The sequence below is a fragment of the Streptomyces europaeiscabiei genome, assembly GCF_001550375.1.
Taxonomy (GTDB): Bacteria; Actinomycetota; Actinomycetes; order Streptomycetales; family Streptomycetaceae; genus Streptomyces; species Streptomyces europaeiscabiei.
This window is the reverse complement of record NZ_LRTR01000202.1, coordinates 1-19,582: the sequence shown is the minus strand read 5'-3', so window position 1 is coordinate 19,582 and position 19,582 is coordinate 1. Positions and strand designations below refer to the sequence as shown.

13 protein-coding genes and 1 pseudogene are annotated in these 19,582 nt (G+C 71.2%); 10 read left to right on the top strand and 4 right to left on the bottom strand.

Annotated elements, in window-relative coordinates:
* Positions 1-775: pseudogene (locus AWZ10_RS09895) on the top strand (serine/threonine protein kinase); the annotation flags it as partial.
* A gap of 92 nt (positions 776-867) precedes the next feature.
* The gene (locus AWZ10_RS09890; protein WP_060890890.1) at positions 868-2,613 is read left to right on the top strand and encodes a serine/threonine-protein kinase; all 1,746 of its coding nucleotides are present in this window, start codon (positions 868-870) and stop codon (positions 2,611-2,613) included.
* A gap of 145 nt (positions 2,614-2,758) precedes the next feature.
* On the opposite strand, the gene AWZ10_RS09885 is transcribed toward AWZ10_RS09890, so the two are convergent.
* Positions 2,759-3,667, bottom strand: coding sequence for an alpha/beta hydrolase (locus AWZ10_RS09885; RefSeq protein WP_234361092.1), 909 nt, complete (start codon positions 3,665-3,667; stop codon positions 2,759-2,761).
* Positions 3,668-4,011: 344 nt separating this feature from the next.
* Between AWZ10_RS09885 and AWZ10_RS09880 the strand changes: the two genes are divergently transcribed.
* From AWZ10_RS09880 to AWZ10_RS09865, 4 genes are all read left to right on the top strand, one after another.
* Positions 4,012-5,403 (top strand): diacylglycerol/lipid kinase family protein, encoded by a 1,392-nt coding sequence (locus AWZ10_RS09880; RefSeq protein WP_060890889.1) that lies wholly within the window; start codon positions 4,012-4,014, stop codon positions 5,401-5,403.
* Positions 5,404-5,857: 454 nt separating this feature from the next.
* Positions 5,858-7,489, top strand: coding sequence for a succinic semialdehyde dehydrogenase (locus AWZ10_RS09875; protein ID WP_046703667.1), 1,632 nt, complete (start codon positions 5,858-5,860; stop codon positions 7,487-7,489).
* 86 nt (positions 7,490-7,575) lie between these two features.
* Complete coding sequence (locus AWZ10_RS09870) at positions 7,576-9,366, top strand: GMC oxidoreductase (RefSeq protein ID WP_060890888.1); 1,791 nt, start codon at positions 7,576-7,578, stop codon at positions 9,364-9,366.
* Between the two features lie 302 nt (positions 9,367-9,668).
* Positions 9,669-10,409, top strand: a complete 741-nt coding sequence (locus AWZ10_RS09865) for a hypothetical protein (RefSeq protein ID WP_234361091.1) — start codon at positions 9,669-9,671, stop codon at positions 10,407-10,409.
* A 522-nt stretch (positions 10,410-10,931) separates the two neighbouring features.
* On the opposite strand, the gene AWZ10_RS09860 is transcribed toward AWZ10_RS09865, so the two are convergent.
* On the bottom strand, positions 10,932-11,228 hold the full coding sequence (locus AWZ10_RS09860; RefSeq protein ID WP_078935227.1) for a chorismate mutase: 297 nt from the start codon (positions 11,226-11,228) through the stop codon (positions 10,932-10,934).
* Positions 11,229-11,593: 365 nt separating this feature from the next.
* Between AWZ10_RS09860 and guaA the strand changes: the two genes are divergently transcribed.
* Positions 11,594-13,174, top strand: a complete 1,581-nt coding sequence (guaA, locus tag AWZ10_RS09855; protein WP_060890887.1) for a glutamine-hydrolyzing GMP synthase — start codon at positions 11,594-11,596, stop codon at positions 13,172-13,174.
* Between the two features lie 14 nt (positions 13,175-13,188).
* Here guaA and AWZ10_RS09850 read toward each other — a convergent pair whose 3' ends face one another.
* Complete coding sequence (locus tag AWZ10_RS09850; protein ID WP_060890886.1) at positions 13,189-13,749, bottom strand: pyridoxamine 5'-phosphate oxidase family protein; 561 nt, start codon at positions 13,747-13,749, stop codon at positions 13,189-13,191.
* A gap of 210 nt (positions 13,750-13,959) precedes the next feature.
* Here AWZ10_RS09850 and AWZ10_RS09845 point away from each other — a divergent pair, with 210 nt between their 5' ends.
* The 3 genes from AWZ10_RS09845 to AWZ10_RS09835 all read left to right on the top strand — a co-directional run bounded on the left by AWZ10_RS09845 (position 13,960) and on the right by AWZ10_RS09835 (position 17,330).
* A complete protein-coding gene (locus AWZ10_RS09845; protein WP_046703671.1) occupies positions 13,960-14,754 on the top strand; it encodes a class II aldolase/adducin family protein in 795 nt (264 codons plus the stop codon).
* A gap of 505 nt (positions 14,755-15,259) precedes the next feature.
* Positions 15,260-16,513 carry a hypothetical protein gene (locus AWZ10_RS09840; RefSeq protein ID WP_060890891.1) on the top strand — a complete coding sequence of 418 codons (1,254 nt, stop codon included), beginning with the start codon at positions 15,260-15,262 and terminating at the stop codon, positions 16,511-16,513.
* 274 nt (positions 16,514-16,787) lie between these two features.
* Positions 16,788-17,330: a DoxX family protein gene (locus AWZ10_RS09835; protein ID WP_046703672.1), complete on the top strand. Its 543-nt coding sequence runs from the start codon at positions 16,788-16,790 to the stop codon at positions 17,328-17,330.
* An 890-nt stretch (positions 17,331-18,220) separates the two neighbouring features.
* Here the strand turns inward: AWZ10_RS09835 and AWZ10_RS09830 are convergent.
* A partial coding sequence (locus AWZ10_RS09830; protein ID WP_060890885.1) for a PspC domain-containing protein occupies positions 18,221-19,582 on the bottom strand: 1,362 nt, incomplete at its 5' end.

The following is a 19,582-nucleotide window of genomic DNA, read 5'->3' as shown; positions in this document are numbered from 1 at the left end:
GTCCCTGCGGGAGCAGCCCGCGCAGCAGCGGCAGCCGTACTCCGCCCGGAGTGTGCTGGTCGCGGCCGCGCTGGTGGCGGCGATGGCCGGAGCGGGCGTCTCGGCGGCGGCGCTGCTGATGCGGGACGGGAGTGGCGAGGGCGGGGGCGGCACGCCGAGCAGTTCGGCACCGCGGACGCCGGGCGAGTCGCGTACGACGAGCGTGCCGACCACCTCGGGCGCGACCGGCGGGTCCGGTGGCACATCCGGCACATCCGGCACACACGGCACGCCCGGTACGTCGGCCGACGCCACGCCCACCGTCACACGTTCGCGGGCGGCCACCGCGCCGACCGTGCCCTCGGGGTATCGGCTCGCCGAGGACGAGCAGGGCTTCAGCCTCGCCGTGCCGGACGACTTCACGCGGGAGCCGCAGGGGGAGCGGGTCTTCTACATGTCGCCTGGGCAGATGATCCGCATCGGCATCAAGCTCGACGATCCGGAGGAGGGCGGGCCGGCCGGGGTGATGCGGCGCGCCCATGAGAAAGGGCCCTCCACGAACCCCGGCTACCGCGACGGCAGGGTCGCCGAGACCACGCACGATGGGCGGCCCGCCGCGCTCTGGGAGTTCACCTGGGACGGCTTCAGTGCGGCGGAGGGACCCCGGCACACGTACGACCTGTGCTGGGAGCAGGACGGGCGGCTGTACGACGTGTGGGTGTCGGCGCCGGTCGGGAAGGTGAGCGAGGCGAAGGAGTACTTCGACGTGGCGGTGGACACGTTCGTACGTAACTAAAGCGGAGATAAGTGGTGTTCCGCGTCACGGGTCTGTGACCGGAAAGCGACGGGGGTGGATGCCGAAGCGCTTGCCGCGATACAGATGAACGTATGAGCAGCAACGGGGGCGCCCCTTACGGATCCGGCCAAGGGGCCGGCTACGGGCCGGATGAGCCGACGAGTTTCGGACTGCAACCGCCGCAGCCGAGTGTGCCGTACCCGGGGAACCCGTATGCGCAGCCGACCCGGGTGGTGGCGCAGCCGGCGCCGTCGTCACCGGAACAGCCGTCGGCGCAGCAGCCGAAGCCCCCGCAGGAACCCGGCACCGGAAGGCTGATCGCCGACCGGTACCGGCTGCTCGCCAAACTCGGCCATGGCGGCATGGGCACGGTGTGGCGCGCCAAGGACGAGACGGTGGATCGTGAGGTCGCCGTCAAGGAGCCCCGCGTACCGGACCATCTTCCCGAGCGCGAACGGGCCAACGCCTTCGAGCGGATGCGCCGTGAGGCCCGTGCGGCGGCCCGGCTCGATCATCCGTCGGTCGTGAACGTGCATGACGTGGCGGTCGTGGACGGCCAGCCGTGGATCGTGATGGAGCTGGTGCGGGGGCGTTCGCTGGGCGACGCGCTCCAGGAGGGCACCCTCGGGGTGCGTGACGCCGCGAGAATCGGCCTCGACGTGCTCGGCGCGCTGGAGGCCGCGCACGCGGCGGGCGTCCTGCACCGTGACGTCAAACCGGACAACGTCCTCCTCGGCCGCCATGACCGGGTCGTCCTCGCCGACTTCGGGATCGCCCAGATCGAGGGCGAGACGAACCTGACGGACACCGGCGGCTTCGTCGGTTCGCCCGAGTACATCGCGCCCGAGCGGGTGCTGGGCCAGCGGCCAGGCCCCGCCTCGGATCTCTGGTCGCTCGGCGTCGTCCTCTACGCCGCCACGGAAGGCGTGTCGCCCTTCCGGCGCAGCAACACGCCGGCGACCCTGCAGTCCGTCCTCAACGCCACGCCCGCGGCGCCGGCCTCGGCCACGGGCCCGCTCGCCGAGGCCATCAACGGCCTGCTGCAGAAGGACCCCGCGCGCCGCCCGACCGCCGCCCGCGTACGGGAGCTGCTGGAGACGGCCGCCAACCCGCCGGCGCCCGTGGTCACCCAGGTGGTCCAACAGGTCGCCGGGCCCCCGGCGGGGGACACCAAGGGCATCAGGATCGGGGCCAAGACCCTCGCCGGGGTCGGCGCGGTGGTCGTCTCGGCGGCGGTCGTCGGGCTCGGCGTGGTGGTCGTGGCGGCGGCGGTGACGGCGTACCTGGTGATCGCCGACCCCTTCGCGGGGCCCCTGCCGGACGGCTGGAAGCAGCGGGACCTCGGCTCGAAGGTCGCCGCGAGCGTGGGCGTGCCCGGGGACTTCGTGAAGGACAAGTTCGAGCCGGACGACACCGACGGCACGTTCGCGCAGTACAGCGATCCCAGCGGGCTGATCCGGATCAACGTCGACCGGGACGTCGAGAAGGACGACAAGGAGAACGAGATCCCGGGCGTCGCGCTGGACAGGGCGTACGCCGACTGGGAGCTGGTCAAGGACGGCGAGTACACGCTGGACGTCGCCGTCGACCCCGCGCCGAAGGGGCGGCCGCACGAGTCGAAGTTCCAGGACCACGAGGCCGCCGAGAACACCATCGTGTACACGACCACGGACAGCCAGGCCCCGCGGCTGCGTGAGGCACGGGTCCTGTACTACAGGGCGGGCAACGGTGACATGTACCGGATCTGGATCGACTATCCGGGCAAGGGGCACTTCACCGAGCAGGGCCGCGAGATGGCCCGTACGGTCATCGCGAACCTGAAGATCGACCACATGTAGGTCGCCTCGGGCGAGTGCGAGTGCGAGGGCGAGGGCGAGGGCGGCGGCGACGGCCGGGTCGTCGGTGACGGTGAAAGCGGAGGGCGAGCGGACGGTGCCGCCGGTGCCGTACGTGTCGGGGAGCGGGAAGTGATCTGCACGGCGCTCAGTACGTCCGCTCGGCGATCCAGGCCAGGACCCGGTCGGCCACACCCGGCTCGTCCAGCAGCGCTCCGCCGTGCGAGGAACCGGCCACGGTCTTCACCGTGACCCCGTTGGCGGGCATGTTGTGGTCAGTCTCCTCGGCCGCTTCCAGGTCGAGCGAGTGCTGAACGGGCACGGGGTCGCCCTTGGAGTGGAGCAGGTACATGGGGGCGTCGTCGGCACCCGAGGCGCGGCTGTTGGCCGCCATGTCGTTCCAGGTCTCCCGGCAACCGGGGTGCGTGGAAGAGGTGTCGGTGCCCGTCACAGCCGGGGAGCAGCGCGCCAGAACGACGGCGTTGTCGCGGAGCCTGCGTTGCCCGTCCGTCGCGGTGGCGGCGTTGCCGTCCTGCCAGGCGCGGTACGGGGAGACCACGGGGGACAGGGCCACCACGCCGTCGAGGTCGTGGTTGCCGGAGCGGTAGGTCGCGACCGTGGTCGCCAACTGGCCGCCGGAGGAGGAGCCCAGAAGCACCAGCCGGTTGGTGTCGAGGTCGAAGTCGGCGGCGTGGTCGCGGATCCAGTCGAGCGCCGACAGGGCGTCGGTCCGCTGGGCGGGCCAGGGGGCGTCGAAGTTCAGCCGGTAGTCGACGGCGAAGACGGCGTACCCGGCGTCCGCGAAGCTGCGCGACCAGGTGGCCCAGCCGGTGTCCTCGGACCAGTGACCGCCGTGCAGGATCACGATGCCCGCCTGTTTCCCGTCCTGTTCCGCACCGGCGGCGTTCCAGTAGGCGTCGAGGGTCTGCCGGGTGTGCGAACCGTAGGAGTACGTGGCCTCGTTGCGGTCGGCCGCCGCGCTGTCGCGCGTGTCCGAGATGAGGAGGGCCGCGACTGTCGCAGCGCAGAGAATCAGACAACCCCAGAGCCGACGCACGGCCACCTGTCCTTCGAACGTCCCGACGGCAGGCGACCGTTGCCCCCGGGCGCGCGATCCGACCGTGACGTCCGCAGCAGGGGAAGCGCCCACACGGCCTGCGCGCGCGAGCAACCGGACTATAGGCGGCCCACTCGAACAACTGCCAAGTGGGTACGGTAGTTGGAGTGAAATGCCTGGTTCGAAACCGTTCGTGAGTGTTCTTGTTCGTGTGCCGCCCTTCGCCGTGTGGTGAAGACGGCCGAGGGGGGACGCGGCCGGTGCCCCGGAGCCATCGCCTTGTCCGGCCTCCTGCCCCTAACATGCCGTGTCAAGGGCATGATCGGCGCGAAGGGCGAGCGAGCGTGGGCATCGAACACCTGGACGTGTGGGCTCATGCGAGACAGCGCTGGGCGGCCAGGGCCGCACTCGGCTGCGCCGCACTCGCCGTACTGCTGCCGCTCGGCTACGCACGCGAGGCGAGCCTGCTGCTCGTCGTCGGCGTCGTGGTGGGCGTCGGCCTCACCGTGGCCTCGCTGTGGTGGGTGCTGATCCATCGCGGCGTCGTCCGGATCGCGGCCGGCGCGCTGGCCGTGGCCGCGCCGGTCGGCGTCATCTGGTGGTTCGCCGCCGTCAACCTGCTGTGGGTCGTGATCGTCTCCGCCGCCCTGTGGGCCGTTGCCGTCTGGTCCGGCAAGTTCGCCCTCAGCAGCACCAAGTCCCACCAGGTGCACGTGCCCGAGCACCGCACCCCCGCCCCCACCCGCCCGTTCCTCATCATGAACCCCAGGTCCGGGGGCGGAAAGGTGGAACGTTTTCGGCTGAAGGAGCGGGCCGAGCGGCTCGGCGCCACGGTCCATCTGCTCGACCCCGCGCACCACGAGGACGTCGCCGTACTGGCCCGGGACGCCGTCAGGAACGGCGCCGACCTCCTCGGCGTCGCCGGCGGCGACGGCACCCAGGCCCAGGTCGCCGCCATCGCGGCGGCGTACGACGTCCCCCTCCTCGTCATCTCCGCCGGCACCCGCAACCACTTCGCCATGGACCTCGGCCTCGACCGCGACAACCCCGCCGCCTGCCTCGACGCCCTCACCGACAAGGGCGTCGAACTCCACGTCGACCTCGGCTACGCCAGCGGCCACCCCTTCGTCAACAACGCCTCCTTCGGGGCGTACGCCGCCGTGGTGCAGAGCCCCGCCTACCGCGACGACAAGGTCCGCACCACCCTGGAGCTGCTGCCCGAACTGCTCACGCACCAGCGAGGACCGCGGCTCACCGCCCGCATCGGGGACGCCGTCATCGACGCGCCCCAGGCAGTCCTCGTCAGCAACAACGTCTACCGCAGCGACGACCTCGTCGGCCTCGGCCGCCGTGAACGGCTGGACGCCGGAGTGCTGGGCGTCGTCGGCGTCCGCGTCGACAGCGCCGCCGAGGCCGCCGGAATGGTCCTCGGCCCGAACGCCCCCGGGCTCAGCCTCCTCGTCGCCGACGAGATCGTCGTCGAGGCCGACCGGCCCGAGATCGAGGTCGGCGTCGACGGTGAGGCCCTCCTCCTGCCCACCCCCGTCCACTGCCGGGTCTCGCCGAAGGCCCTGCGCGTCCGTGTGCCCCGCGACCGCCCCGGCGTTCCCGAGCCCAAGCCGCCCCTGGACTGGCGCCGACTGCGCAAGCTCGCCGCCGCGGTCGGCCGCACGGCCCTGCCCAAGCACCGCGAACGGTACGGGTGGGCGCAGCGGCTGTGGGACCGGTGGCGTTAGGGGGAGTGGTGGAAGTCCGGCACGGCACCCGCGGCGTTGGGGGTCCGGCACGGCACCCAAGGCGTTGGAAGTCCGGCACGGCACCCACGCCGCCCGGCACACTTGCCCACTCCCGGCTCGGTCGAGCTCCCGGCTCGGCCTAGCGGAAGGGCCCCCCACCGCCCCACCGACCGACGGCCCAAGTAGCTCCGCGCCCGCCGTCCAGGACCCGGCGGACGACAGAAGCGCACGGCGGTGTTCAAGGGCGCACCGGACCGGCTGAAGATCCGTGAGCCGGGGAGCCGCCGAAGATTCGGCCGGGGTGATCGACGCCGCATTCGCGCCCGCACGGCACCGCCCGCCGCGCTGATCAGCGACTTCGTTGCCAGCGATCACTGGCATGGTGTGGACGCCCGGTGAATCCCTGTTACCGCCGGGTACCCAAAGTCGTCCGGTCCGGAATACCCTGCGCGTCATGACGGACTCGCAGGCCCCCGAAAAGACCGGCACGGCACGGACGACCGGCACCAACCCCCTCGCGGCAGCGCCGCAGGGCGCCCGTACCGCCGCCGACGTGGTCACCCCCGAACTGGTCGCCCAGCTCACCAAGGGCGTGGTCGGCTCCGGCCGGACCGCCAACCACACGCCGTTCACCGGCGAGAAGCTGGCCGACCTGCCGGAGTCCACGCCCGAGGACGTGGAGAAGGCCTACGAGCGGGCCCGCGCCGCCCAGGCCGTCTGGGCCCAGCGGCCCGTGCGCGAGCGCGCCGCCGTCCTTCTCCGCTTCCACGACCTGGTGCTGGAACGCCAGGCCGAGGTGCTCGACCTCATCCAGCTGGAGACCGGCAAGGCCCGCCTCCACGCCCACGAGGAGGTCCAGGCCGTCGCGGTCGCCGCCCGCCACTACGGCCGCAAGGCCCCCTTCTACCTGAAGCCGAAGCGGCACACCGGCGCCGTACCGACCCTCACCAAGGTCACCGAGCTGCGCCATCCGCGCGGGGTGATCGGTCAGATCGCCCCCTGGAACTACCCGCTCGAACTCTCGGTCGGCGACGCGATCCCCGCCTTCGTGGCGGGCAACGCGGTCGTGATGAAGCCCGACACGGAGACCTGCCTGACCGCCCTGTGGGCCCGTGACCTGCTCATCGAGGCCGGGCTGCCCGCCGACGTCTTCCAGGTCGTCCTCGGCGAGGGCCCCGTCATCGGCCCCGAGGTCGTCAGGCACGCCGACTACGTCTCCTTCACCGGATCCACCCGCACCGGCCGCGAGGTCGCCCAGGGCGCCGCGGCCCGTCTGGTCGGCGTCTCCCTCGAACTCGGCGGCAAGAACGCGATGCTGGTCCTTCAGGACGCGGACATAGAGAAGGCGGCCGCGGGCGCCGTCCGCGCCTGCTTCTCCTCCGCCGGCCAACTCTGCATCTCCATCGAGCGGTTGTACGTCCACGAGTCCATCGCCGACGCCTTCGTGCAGCGCTTCGCCGCACGCACGAAGGCCATGCGTCTCGGCAAGTCCCTCGCGTACGGCGCCGAGATGGGCTCCCTCGTCGGCGAACGCCAGCTGGAGACCGTCACCCGCCACGTCGACGAGGCAGTGGAGAAGGGCGCGAAGGTCGTCGCGGGCGGCGTGGCCCGCCCCGACATCGGCCCCTACTTCTACGAGCCCACGATCCTCGACGGCGTCACGGAACCCATGTCCGTGTGCACGGAGGAGACCTTCGGCCCGGTCGTCTCCATCTACCGCTTCACGGACGAGGACGAGGCCATCGCGGAGGCCAACTCCACGGCGTACGGCCTCAACGCCTCCGTCTGGACCAAGGACGGCCGCCGCGGCCGCGAGGTCGCCTCCCGTGTGCGCGCCGGCACCGTCAACGTCAACGAGGGCTACGCCTCCGCCTACGGCAGCGTCCAGTCCCCGATGGGCGGCATGAAGGACTCCGGCCTCGGCCGCCGCCACGGCTCCGAGGGCATCCTCAAGTACACCGAGGCCCAGACGGTCGCCCAGCAGCGCCTGCTCCCGATGGCCCCGTCCCTCGGCATGGACGACGAGAAGTACGCCCAGTTCATGAGCCGCAGTCTGAGGGCGATGAAGGCACTGAGGCTGCGCTGAGGCCGCGCCCCTTCTCGGGGGCGCGGCGGGGGGAACGGCGCGAGCGACCACGGACGGCCCGCACGGACACTCAACGAGGAGCAAACGTGCCTCAAGACGCTTACGACTACGACGTCATCGTGGTCGGATCAGGCTTCGGCGGCTCGGTGACCGCCCTCCGCCTCACGGAGAAGGGCTACCGAGTCGGTGTCCTGGAGGCGGGCCGCCGCTTCACCCGCGCCACCCTCCCCAGGAACTCCTGGGACCTGAAGAACTACCTGTGGGCCCCGGCCCTCGGCATGTACGGCCTCCAGCGCATCCATCTGCTGGGCAACGTCATGGTGCTGGCCGGAGCCGGTGTGGGCGGCGGCTCCCTCAACTACGCCAACACCCTCTACATACCGCCGAAACCGTTCTTCGAGGATCCCCAGTGGAAGGACATCACCGACTGGCAGGAGGAGCTGAAGCCGCACTACGACCAGGCCCGCCGCATGCTCGGCGTACGGCTCAACCCGACGATGACCCCGTCGGACGTGCACCTGAAGGCCGCCGCCGAGCGGATGGGTGTCGGTGACAGCTTCCACCTCGCCCCGGTCGGTGTCTTCTTCGGCGACGGCGAGGACGCCGACGGCAAGGCGAAGGCAGCCCCCGGCGAGCAGGTGGCGGACCCCTACTTCGGCGGCGCGGGCCCCGCCCGCAACGCCTGCACCGAGTGCGGCGAGTGCATGACCGGCTGCCGCCACGGCGCGAAGAACACCCTCAACGAGAACTACCTCCACCTCGCCGAGAAGGCGGGCGCGGTCGTCCACCCGATGACCACGGTCGTCGCCCTCACCGAGGACTCGCAGGGCGGCTACGCCGTCACGACCCTCCCGACCGACGAGCGCCGCAAGGGCGCGTCCCGGGTGCTGAAGGCCCGGCGGGTCGTCCTCGCGGCCGGCACCTACGGCACCCAGACCCTGCTGCACCGTATGAAGGCGAACGGTCAACTGCCGCACATCTCGGACCGGTTGGGCATGCTGACCCGCACCAACTCGGAGGCCCTGGTCGGCGCCCAGACCGACAGGCGCCGCTACCGCAAGGCCCACGGCGTGCCCGAGGTCGACTTCACCCGGGGTGTGGCGATCACCTCCTCCATCCACCCCGACGAGAACACCCACATCGAGCCGGTCCGCTACGGCAGGGGCTCCAACGCGATGGGCGGCCTGTCGATCCTCCAGGTCCCGTACGCGGGCGGCACCGCGTCGGACGCCTCCCGCGTGCTCGGCTGGCTGGCGTACGCGGCCAAGCACCCCCTGCTGGTGGCCCGTTCCCTCTCCAACCGCCGCTGGTCGGAGCGGACCATCATCGGCCTGGTGATGCAGTCCCTGGACAACTCCCTGTCGACGCACCTGAAGGCGAAGGGCCTGGGCAAGGGGCTGTTGACGGCACGTCAGGGTCACGGCGCGCCCAACCCCAAGCAGATCGAGGCCGCTTCGACGGCCGCCTCCACCCTCGCCGCCGAGATCAACGGCTTCGCCGGCAGCAACGTGGGCGAACTGATGGGGACCCCGCTCACCGCGCACTTCCTCGGCGGCTGCCCCATCGGCGCCACCGCGGCCGACGGCGTGATCGACCCTTACCACCGTCTCTACGGCCACCCCGGCATCTCCGTCGTCGACGGCGCCGCCGTCTCCGCGAACCTGGGCGTGAACCCTTCCCTGACCATCACCGCGCAGGCCGAGCGCGCGATGTCGTACTGGCCCAACAACGGCGAGCCCGACCACCGCCCGGCCTCCGGCTCCGGCTACGAACGCCTCAGCCCGGTCGAGCCCCTGCACCCGGCGGTCCCGGCGGACGCCTTCGGCGCGCTGCGGCTGCCGCTGATGCCGGTGCCGAAGGTACCGCCGAAGAAGTAGAGGAAGTAGTCGGCCCGGACTCGGGAAGCGGCACAAGGAACATGACAGCAGAGAAGGACCCGCACCCCCCTCCGAGTGCGGGTCCTTCTCTCGTGTGCCAGGTGTGACTCGTGAGTGGTGTGAAGGGTTGCCCCTGTGATGACAGTTTTTTCGTGTGACGTGAGTCACGTGCGGCTGGGGCTGAAGTGATACCCGAAACCGGTTGTGGTGCCATGTCGCACACATGATCTGATGTGGCCTGCGAGGCCTCTGTGAGGCATGTGATGAAAGCCGTAAGGGTGGGGGACATGAAGGTGGGGGACATGAAGTCGACGATGTCGCGGGCGGCGGTGGCCGTCTCGGTCGCGGCCGCGCTGGGGTTCACCGCGGCGTGCGGTGGGGGCGACGGGGGTAAGGACGCGGATGCCAAGCCGTCGGCCGCCGGTAGCGCCACGGCCGCCGGGGACGCGAAGAACGAGCAGGACGGGGCAGGGAAGGCCGCGCTGACCGAGGCCCAGCTGAAGGAGGCCGCCCTCGCGAAGGGTGACGTCAAGGGCTACAAGATCGCCGACATGCCCGCGGAGGACATGCCGGCCGTGCCCGTTCCCGCGGAGCCGGCCACCTGCCAGCCGCTCGCGAACATGTTCAACTTCACCTCGGACCCGCAGCCGAAGGCCCGCGCCGGACGCACCCTCACCGCGGAGGACGAGCTCTCCGCCAGCGTCATCTCCCTCGCCCTTGCCGCGCATGAGGAGAGCGGCGCCGAGAAGGTCATCGCCGACCTGCGCAAGGCGACGGAGAACTGCGACGGGTACGAGCACGTCGGCAACAAGTACACCGACATCGAGGCCCTCGCTGCCCCGAAGCAGGGGGACGAGGCCGTCGCGTACAAGCTGAAGGCCGACATCGAGGGGGCGAAGATCCCGATGTCCTTCACGGTGGTGCGCAGCGGCTCGACGCTCATCGGGTTCTACTCGATGAACATGCTCGACGCGGACAAGGCCGAGGTGCCGGACGAGATCCTCGACGCGCAGGTCGCGAAGGTGGAGAAGGTCGCCGGCTGAGCGGACCACGCATGACGAAGGGCCCCGCGGGACGGAAGCCGCGGGGCCCTTCTGCGTCAGCACCGACGTCAGGGCAGCGCCGGTGCCTCGAAGCGGCGCCGGGGGATTGCGCCGCTGGCTCGGAAGGTGGAACAGGGGTCGGCGCCCCGGCGCACCGGGGCGTGCGCCTGGTGTCGACCCAGGCCGTTCGGTAGCGGACCGTTCCGCATCGTGAGGGACGGACAACGGCCTCCGCAACCGCTTCGACCGCCCCGGAACAGTTCCGCCGGACGGCCCCGGGCGTCCCCGGAGCCGACCGTTCTCTTGCGTGACCGGGCTGCTGTCCCCTGCCGTCCGGTCACAACCCTGGAGCGAGGTCCCACGGCGCACGGCACGATCCGTACGCCTCATCGCTCCAGCGGAGCCACGCGTGGTTCTTTCGGGCCCGGACCTGGCTGGCACGGACACCGACACCAACGAAGCGTGCCGTACGACGGTCACGCGCCGTACGGGTGAGACGGCAGGCGTACGTACGTGCGCCGGTCAGATGCGACCCCGGCACAGCTCCAGCAGGGTCATGGCGAGCGCGGTGCCGGGCCTGCCGAGGGCGTCCCTGTAGTGGGCCAGGATCTCCATCTCGCGGGAGAGGTTCACCCGGCGGCCGCCGGACTCGATCCGGGCGTCCTGGATCACGGTGGAGACCGCCACCCGTTCCTGGATCAGGCCGATGATCCGGTCGTCCAGCGCGTCGATGCGCTCACGGGCGCCGGTGATCACACCGGCCGCCTCGGAAGTACGGGCGCCGGTCATGTCGATGGCGGTCACGTCGATGGCGGTCATAGGAGGCTCCTCGTCGGAAGGTCGGAAGAGGCTCCCCGAAGCGGTAGGACCCGGAGAACGCCAGACGCCCCGGACCTTGTCGGCCCGGGGCGCCTGGGGAAGTCGCTCGTCAGTGACTCAAGCAACACGACCATGGCAGCCGGTGGGCCGGTTGCCATAGGTAAAGAGGAAGGTCGGGTGCGTGAGCATGGGGGTCAGTATGCCATGGCGGTGCGGCGGAGCCTTCCGGGCCCGAGCCGGGTGGTGGGGTGGGCAGAGGTCCTCGGGCGCCTGGGGGCGGAGCCTCCCAGTGGGCCCACTGGGGGAGTCGGCACCCCGGTAGACTCGACCGCACAGACCCCCGCCCGACCGCCGGAAGGCACCCCGTGTCATCAGCGAACCCCGCTGCCGCCGTCCCCGACACCGTCCTGGTCGTCGACTTCGGCGCCCAGTACGCCCAGCTCATCGCCCGACGGGTCCGCGAGGCCCGGGTCTACAGCGAGATCGTGCCGAGCACCATGCCGGTCGCGGAGATGCTCGCCAGGAACCCGGCGGCGATCATCCTCTCCGGCGGCCCCTCCTCGGTCTACGCCGAGGGCGCCCCCCGTCTCGACCGCGCGCTCTTCGAGGCCGGCGTCCCCGTCTTCGGCATGTGCTACGGCTTCCAGCTGATGGCCACGACCCTCGGCGGCACGGTCGACAACACGGGGGCGCGCGAGTACGGCCGTACGCCCCTCCATGTCTCCAAGGCCGGCAGCACCCTCTTCGAGGGCACCCCCGGCGAGCAGTCCGTGTGGATGTCCCACGGCGACGCCTGCTCCGCCGCCCCCGAGGGCTTCACGGTGACGGCTTCCACCGACGTCGTACCGGTCGCCGCCTTCGAGGACGACGAGAAGAAGCTGTACGGCGTCCAGTACCACCCGGAGGTCATGCACTCCACGCACGGCCAGCAGGTCCTGGAGCACTTCCTCTACCGGGGCGCGGGCATCACCCCGAGCTGGACCACCGGCAACGTCATCGAGGAGCAGGTCGAGGCCATCCGCGAGCTGGTCGGCGACAAGCGCGCGATCTGCGGCCTCTCCGGCGGCGTGGACTCCGCCGTCGCCGCGGCCCTCGTGCAGAAGGCCATCGGCTCCCAGCTGACCTGCGTCTACGTCGACCACGGTCTGATGCGCAAGAACGAGACCGAGCAGGTCGAGAAGGACTTCGTCGCCGCGACCGGCGTCCAGCTGAAGGTCGTGGACGCGGAGGAGCGGTTCCTCACGGCGCTCGCCGGGGTCTCCGACCCCGAGCAGAAGCGGAAGATCATCGGCCGCGAGTTCATCCGCGTCTTCGAGCAGGCCCAGGCGGAGATCATCGCCGACGAGGGCCCCGAGGTGGCGTTCCTCGTCCAGGGCACCCTCTACCCGGACGTCGTCGAGTCCGGTGGCGGCACCGGCACGGCCAACATCAAGTCCCACCACAACGTGGGGGGCCTGCCGGAGGACCTCGAGTTCAAGCTGATCGAGCCGCTCCGCCAGCTCTTCAAGGACGAGGTCCGGATGGTCGGCCAGGAGCTGGGGCTCCCGGAGGAGATCGTCCAGCGTCAGCCGTTCCCCGGCCCCGGCCTCGGCATCCGGATCGTCGGCGAGGTCACCAAGGACCGGCTCGACCTGCTCCGCGAGGCCGACGCCATCGCCCGCGAGGAGCTGACGGCGGCCGGCCTCGACCGTGACATCTGGCAGTGCCCGGTGGTGCTGCTGGCGGACGTCCGGTCCGTCGGTGTCCAGGGCGACGGCCGCACCTACGGCCACCCCATCGTCCTTCGCCCGGTCTCCTCCGAGGACGCCATGACCGCCGACTGGTCCCGGCTGCCGTACGAGGTCCTCGCGAAGATCTCGACCCGCATCACCAACGAGGTCGCGGACGTCAACCGCGTGGTCCTCGACGTGACGAGCAAGCCCCCGGGCACCATCGAGTGGGAGTAGATCCCGCTTGATCGTCAGGTCCGCTTGAGAGTCCGCATCGGCTCTCCGGGCTTCCAGACCTGGACGACCAGGTACCTGTCGTCCTCGACGTAGGTCCATACGACCTCCGTCAGCTCGGTGCGGAAGAGGTGGAACGGCTCCGGCGGTTCCACCTCTTCGGCGTCTCCGCTCTCCTTCTCGGCGGTGCCGTTGGCGCCTTCCCCGCCGCTCCCCTGGCCGCTCGCCTCGCCTTCCTCGCCGTACGCCGCCTTGACCGCGGGGTCGTCGACCTCGACCGCCCGCCCGCTCACCCTTACGTCACCGCCACCCATCTCCGTGCCGGGGCCCGGGTTGGCCTGCAGCGAGAAACGGGGATCGCGGCGCAGGTCGAGCGCCTTGAGCGAGCCCGACATCATCCCCAGCCACAGTTCCCCGTTCACGAACCGGACCTCCAGCCCGGTCGTACGGGGTGAGCCGTCCCTGCGGAGGGTGGCGAGGGTGTGATGGGTGAAGGCGCCGAAGCGCGCCTCAACAGTCTGTGCGAACTCGGGTTCGGCGGCGACGAACGCGCCCCAGTTCGAAAGATTCTCCGGCATACGTCGAGTCTCGCGCGGATACCCGACAACCACTGTCCGGTTACCCCGAGCGACGTACAACGAACGGTTCGACCCGAGCGAAGGGCATGTGGCTGGCGCGTTTCCGTGACTTGCGTAACGGTTGCGCACTCTCTTCACGGGACGGGCCTGTTCTGCCAGGGGCACCGACGGTAACTTCCGCTTCGTAAAGGAAGTCACTCTGGAGGACACATGCACGGGCCCACACCGCCCCTGCCCCTACCCACCGACCAGCTCCGGTTCGCCATGCCGCCGATGCACGAATCGGCGGAGGACGAGCGGCGGCACCGCAAGGAACGGCTGGCCGGGGCCCTGCGGATCTTCGGGAGACTGGGGTTCGAGGAGGGGGTCTCGGGGCACATCACCGCGCGCGACCCGGAGTTCAGCGACTGTTTCTGGGTCAATCCGTTCGGGATGCCGTTCAAGCACGTCACGGTGAGTGACCTGGTCCTCGCCAACCAGGACGGGCAGGTGATCGAGGGCCGCTACCACGTGAACCAGGCCGCCTTCACCGTCCACGCCCAGGTGCACGCCGCCCGACCCGACGTCGTCGCGGTCGCGCACTGTCACTCCGTGCACGGCCGCGCGCTGGCCGCGCTCGGCGACCTGCTCGACCCGATCACCCAGGAATCCTGCGCGTTCTACGAGGACCAGGCGCTCTACGACCACTACACGGGCGTCGCGGTGGACGCGGACGAGGGCCGCCGCATCGCCGGCGTGCTCGGCAGCCGCAAGGCACTCGTGCTGCGCAACCACGGCCTGCTGACGGTCGGCGACTCGGTCGACGCGGCGGCGTGGTGGTTCCTCTCGATGGAACGCTCCGCTCAGGTGCAGCTCACCGCGAAGGCCGCGGGACGGCCGCTGTTGATCGAACACCGGCTGGCCGCGGCGACGCGGGAGCAGGCGGGCGGAGATCTGGTGGCGTGGATCAACTATCAGCCGCTGTGGCAGGACATCAGCAGGAGTGAGCCGGATCTGTTGAGCTGAACAGAGGCTCCCGAAAGGGGCGCGGGGAACGGCGCGGCGCCTGCCGGAACAGCGCCACGAAACGGTGCGGGCCCGACGTGATCCGGACCGTGCCGCCGTCGAAGGCCCAGGTCCCGTCCCGCTGGGTGATCTCGGCGCTGGGGAGATTCTCGCAGCCGGGTCAACACGGGCACCGGGACTTCACCCCGGGGTTCTCTTGCGCGGAGTGGACCTGCCGGACGCGGGCCGTGTTCCGTACGGCACAATGCGCTGTCATCGCAGGGCAGTTGTACGGCAGCACGGCTGTGGTAGTGAGCGGGCGTACGCACGACCCCCGGCGACGACTACGAGGTCGTCCACGAAGGCGCCCATGACAGCGCTGACAAGGCGCCGATGAAGGCGCCGACGACGGCGATGACGACAACGGCAATGACGATGGCGGCGAATGCCGAGGGACGCGGACGCGGAGGCGGACGCGCGCGGGAAGGCGGGCTCGGGCGTGGCGGTGCAGGAGGCGAGAGGGGGCATGGGCGCGGGCGCCCATGAAGGCAGGTGCACGTGCGGGGACTGCCCGCACGGGGCGCGTGCGGGACACCGGCGCGCGGTCGCCGAGTTCCTGTCGAAGCGGGAGGAGTTCGCGTCCGGGCAGGGGCTGCCGGCGGCTGTCGCGCACTCCGCGTCCGCTTCCCGGCAGTGGGTCTCCGACGAACTCACCCAGTCCGCGGCCCTCGTCGCCGAACGCGGCCGCGTCGAGGGCGAGGCCTGGCTCGCCCGCCTGTGGCTGCGTACCGCGATCGTCGTCTGGGCCGCCGTCGTGACCCTCCTCCTCGTTCAGTCCCTCACCGCGATCGGTGCGGGCTGGACGGTCGCCCGCACCGCCGGACTGCTCGCCGCCCTGCTGGTGGCCACGGCCCTGACGGGCGCCGGATATCTGCACCGGGCACGCGGCGGAGCCCTCGCCCCCGTCATCGGCGAGGACAACCGTCTCTCCACCTCCCGCGCGATCGCGGCCGGGTGGGTGCTCTTCGTCGTCTTCGCGGTCCTCGTCCTGGTCGGTCGCCTGGCCGCCGCCTCCGATCACCGCGAACGCGACGCTCTCATCGCCGGCCTCGACCTCGCCCGCGGCGCGGGCATCGTGACCGTCCTGGCCGTCGTCTGCGGCATCGCGGTCCTGGTCCGCCGTGTCGTGGGCCTCCGTGTCCTGTCCCAGCGTCTGCAGAAGGTCCGCGCCCACCGCCCCCGCGCCGCCGACCTCCTCACCGACGACTCGGGCCGAGGCAGCTTCACGGACATCCAGTACGTGATCATCTGCGCCGTCGCCCTCATCTTCGCGGCGGTCCGCCTGGCCCGCCGCCCCGACCAACTCCCCGACCTTCCCTGGGGTCTGGCCCTCCTCGTCCTGGTCTCCGCAGCCACCTACGTCGCCGGTAAATACGCCGAGGGCGGCCGCCCCGTCATCCTCTCCGTCGTCCGCGCCCGCGAGGCCGGCGACCTCGACGCCCCCATCCGCAACGGCGACGACATCGAGATCCGCGGCGCCGGCTTCGTCCCACCCGGTGCCCAGACCGCCGACAGCCTCTCCCGCATGGTCGTCCGCATCGGCCCCGTCCACGTCCACGTCCCTCTCGTCCCCGTCGCCGGCGGCTTCGACAACCCCACCGACGCCGTCCTCACCGCCCCCGTCCCCGCCGACGTCGAACCCGGCAAGGTCGATGTCCAGGTCGTCACAGCCGCCGGCGTGGAAACCAACCGCTACACGATCGAGGTCTCAGCGGACTGAGCAACCGCCACCCGGCGGGGGTCTCGGCGACATCAGCCTGGGCGGCATGAACTCGATCGGGCCCTGGGCCGCGGGCCGGCGTCGAGGGTCGAGCCCGGGTGGCTCGAGCCCGGGTCGGTCCTTGGGGAAGCTGCCACCCCGAGGCCACAGCCCGACTCCCGACAAGGCACTTCGACCCGGAAAAGTGCGTCCGAACCATTGAGCACCCCCACCCCTGCGAACGTATCGTCTGTCGAGGGGTCAACGGCACGGCGGACAAGAGGCGGCGCAGACCATGACTCACGGCATTCGCACGGACTCCCACGCCCCCTACCTCGACGGCGGCCCCGACTGGCGGGACACAGCCACCCGCTACGCCCTGCTGCCCCTACGCGTCTTCCTCGCCGTCACCTTCATCTACGCCGGCCTGGACAAACTCACCGACAGCGCGTTCCTGGCGGACTCCGGCTCCGGCTCCATCGGCGACATGATGAGCGCCGCAAGAGACTCCTCCGCCATCCCAGCCATGATCGACATGGCACTCAACAACCCTGTCGGCTTCGGCTACGCCATCGCCCTCGGCGAACTCGCCGTCGGCATCGGTACCCTCCTCGGCCTCCTCACGCGCCTCGCCGCCTTCGGCGGCGCCCTGATCTCCCTCAGCCTCTGGCTGACAGTCAGCTGGTCGGCATCCCCGTACTACTACGGCAACGACCTCCCCTACCTCATGGCCTGGCTTCCCCTGATCCTCGCCGGCGCTCCGGTCCTCTCCGTGGACGCAGCCATCCGCTCCCGCCGCCACGGCGGCAGCAGGCACCGCGCGGGCGCCTACCGCTGAACCTCTCAGCGCCCCGACCACGGCTCACCACCGCACCCGCACAGCTCGCCACGACGGCTCAGCCACAGCGCCCCAGCGGTCCCGGCTGAGCCCCCTGCGTCATGCGTCCGGCTTCACCTCAGGGCCCCGCCCGGCCGGTCCCGACGGAGCCAAGCCCCGTGGCGCAGCCCCCAGCAGGTACCGCGACCAGGGCTCGCCTCAGCCCGCACAGCAGACCGGCCGGTCGGCGGCGGACTCCGGACGTCACCCGCACGGGCGGCGTCCTGGCAAGCCACGTCACGCATCCGGGCCGGGCGCTCGGCTCTTTCCTACGGCCCCGCCCCTGCCCTTGCCTGTCTCACCTCCCCACTCTCCCGGCCGATATTGCCGGTGCCGACCTCACCCCTGCCGATCCCGCCCGTGCCGACCCTGGCCGGCCGAACCCACGCGTCCCTGCCCCCGGGCAGCTCGCGTCCCTCCTGCTTGCTCTGCCACTCCCGCTCGTCCCGCCACGCCCTGGCAGCTTCGACTCATCCGCGTGGTCCCGGCCGCTCCGGTTCATCCCGCGGACCCTCTCGGACCTGGCACCCCCTTCGCACCCGTCGCGCCTTCAGCCCCCGCCGCTTCTGTCGGGCCCGGTCGCATCCCCTGGCCCTGTCGGCCCTGTCGGCCCTGTCGGCCCTGTCGGCCCTGTCGGCCCTGTCGGCCCCATCGGCCCCGTCCGTCCGGACGCCCGGCGTCCCCGTATCGCATGGTTCAGAAGACCTGCTGCCCCTGCCAGACACAGCCCTCCGACGACGAGCGGTATCACGACGAACCAACGGGTTTCCCAGGCCTCTCCCGCGTCGCCGAGGTACGCGACACCGGCGGCCGTGAGGAAGAGGCCGGCTATGAGCTTCCCCGGGCGGAACTCATGACGCAGCACGGGCCACCTCCGCCTGTCCAAGACCGACTTCGAGGTCGATGGTGAGCGTGCCGCCACGGTCCGAGCCCTTTACGGGGGACAGCGTCAGTCGATCGCTCCTGTCCGGTGCCACGTCCACGTCCTCCTTGCCGTCACCCGGCAACTGGATGTCACCGAGGCCCACCTCGACGTCGAGCCGCACGGTGACGTCGGGCGGGACCACCACCTTCACCTTGCCCGCGCCCACCTCCACGCTCGTCGTCAGCGTCCCTCCCTTCGGTATGTCCACCTTGGAAAGGTCCAGCGTGCCCACGCCGGTCCCCAGCTTGTACCGGGCCGCCACGCTCTCCGCGTTCCGCGGTGTCCAGTCCGTACGGACCCAGTCGGTCGTGATGTTCGTCGGGAGCGCCGCCGTGCACGCCAGGAGTCCAGCCGTGACCACGGCCAGGAAGATCGACCCCGCTCCCGTACGGCCGAGGAAGGCGCTCAGGGCTATGCCCAGGCCGAACACGGTCAGTGCGCAGGCCAGGCCGGTCTGCAGGCTGGTGGCGAGAGCGCGGTCCTCCCAGGTCGCGCCGGTGCCGAGGCCGCCGGCGAGCAGCGCGAGCAGGAAGATCCAGCCGCCTGTCCAGCGCGGACCGCGCGGCTTGGGCGGCCGCACGGTGCGTATGTCCTGGCGGGAGGGCGGCACACCCTGGGCGATGTTGACGGCCGCCGCCATGTCCCGGTCGCGAATCCCCCACGGCCCCCACAGATAGCCCGTGCCGCCCACATGCGTTCCGTCCTTGATGATCGGGTCGCGCCACCAGGAGGGGTAGGCGGAGGCCACGGGCGGTGCCTTGGCCTCCGGTGGGGCGTCGGCCACCGCCTGCGCGGCGAGCGGATCGGGATCGGGGGCACCGCGCTGCTGCGACCAGTACCCCGCGCCGGCCAGGAGCAGGGAGACGACCACGGAGAAGGTCAGGACGGTCGTGTTGCTCAGCAGGCTGAGGAAGACGCCGCAGCCGACCAGCGCGAAGAGCACGGCCGTGAGGGCCTGGCCGTCGACCCGGCCGGTCAGCAGCTTGCGTACCTCGTTCTCCTCCTCGTCGTCGTACGGCACCAACAGCCAGGCGAAGCCGTAGAAGATGAGGCCGAAGCCGCCGGTCGCGGAGAGGACCGCGAGCACCACTCGGAAGATCACCGGATCCATGTCGCACTGCCGCCCGAGCCCGGCACAGACACCGCCCAGCATTTGGTACTGCCGGTCACGGCGGAACCTGTGCGGAGCGGCGGGCCAGTCGGCCGGATCGTCGGGGGCGGGGCGCCCCATGGCGCCCGGGGTGGACGGGTCCGCCCCGCCGGGGGAGGGACGGCCGGCGGCTCCGGC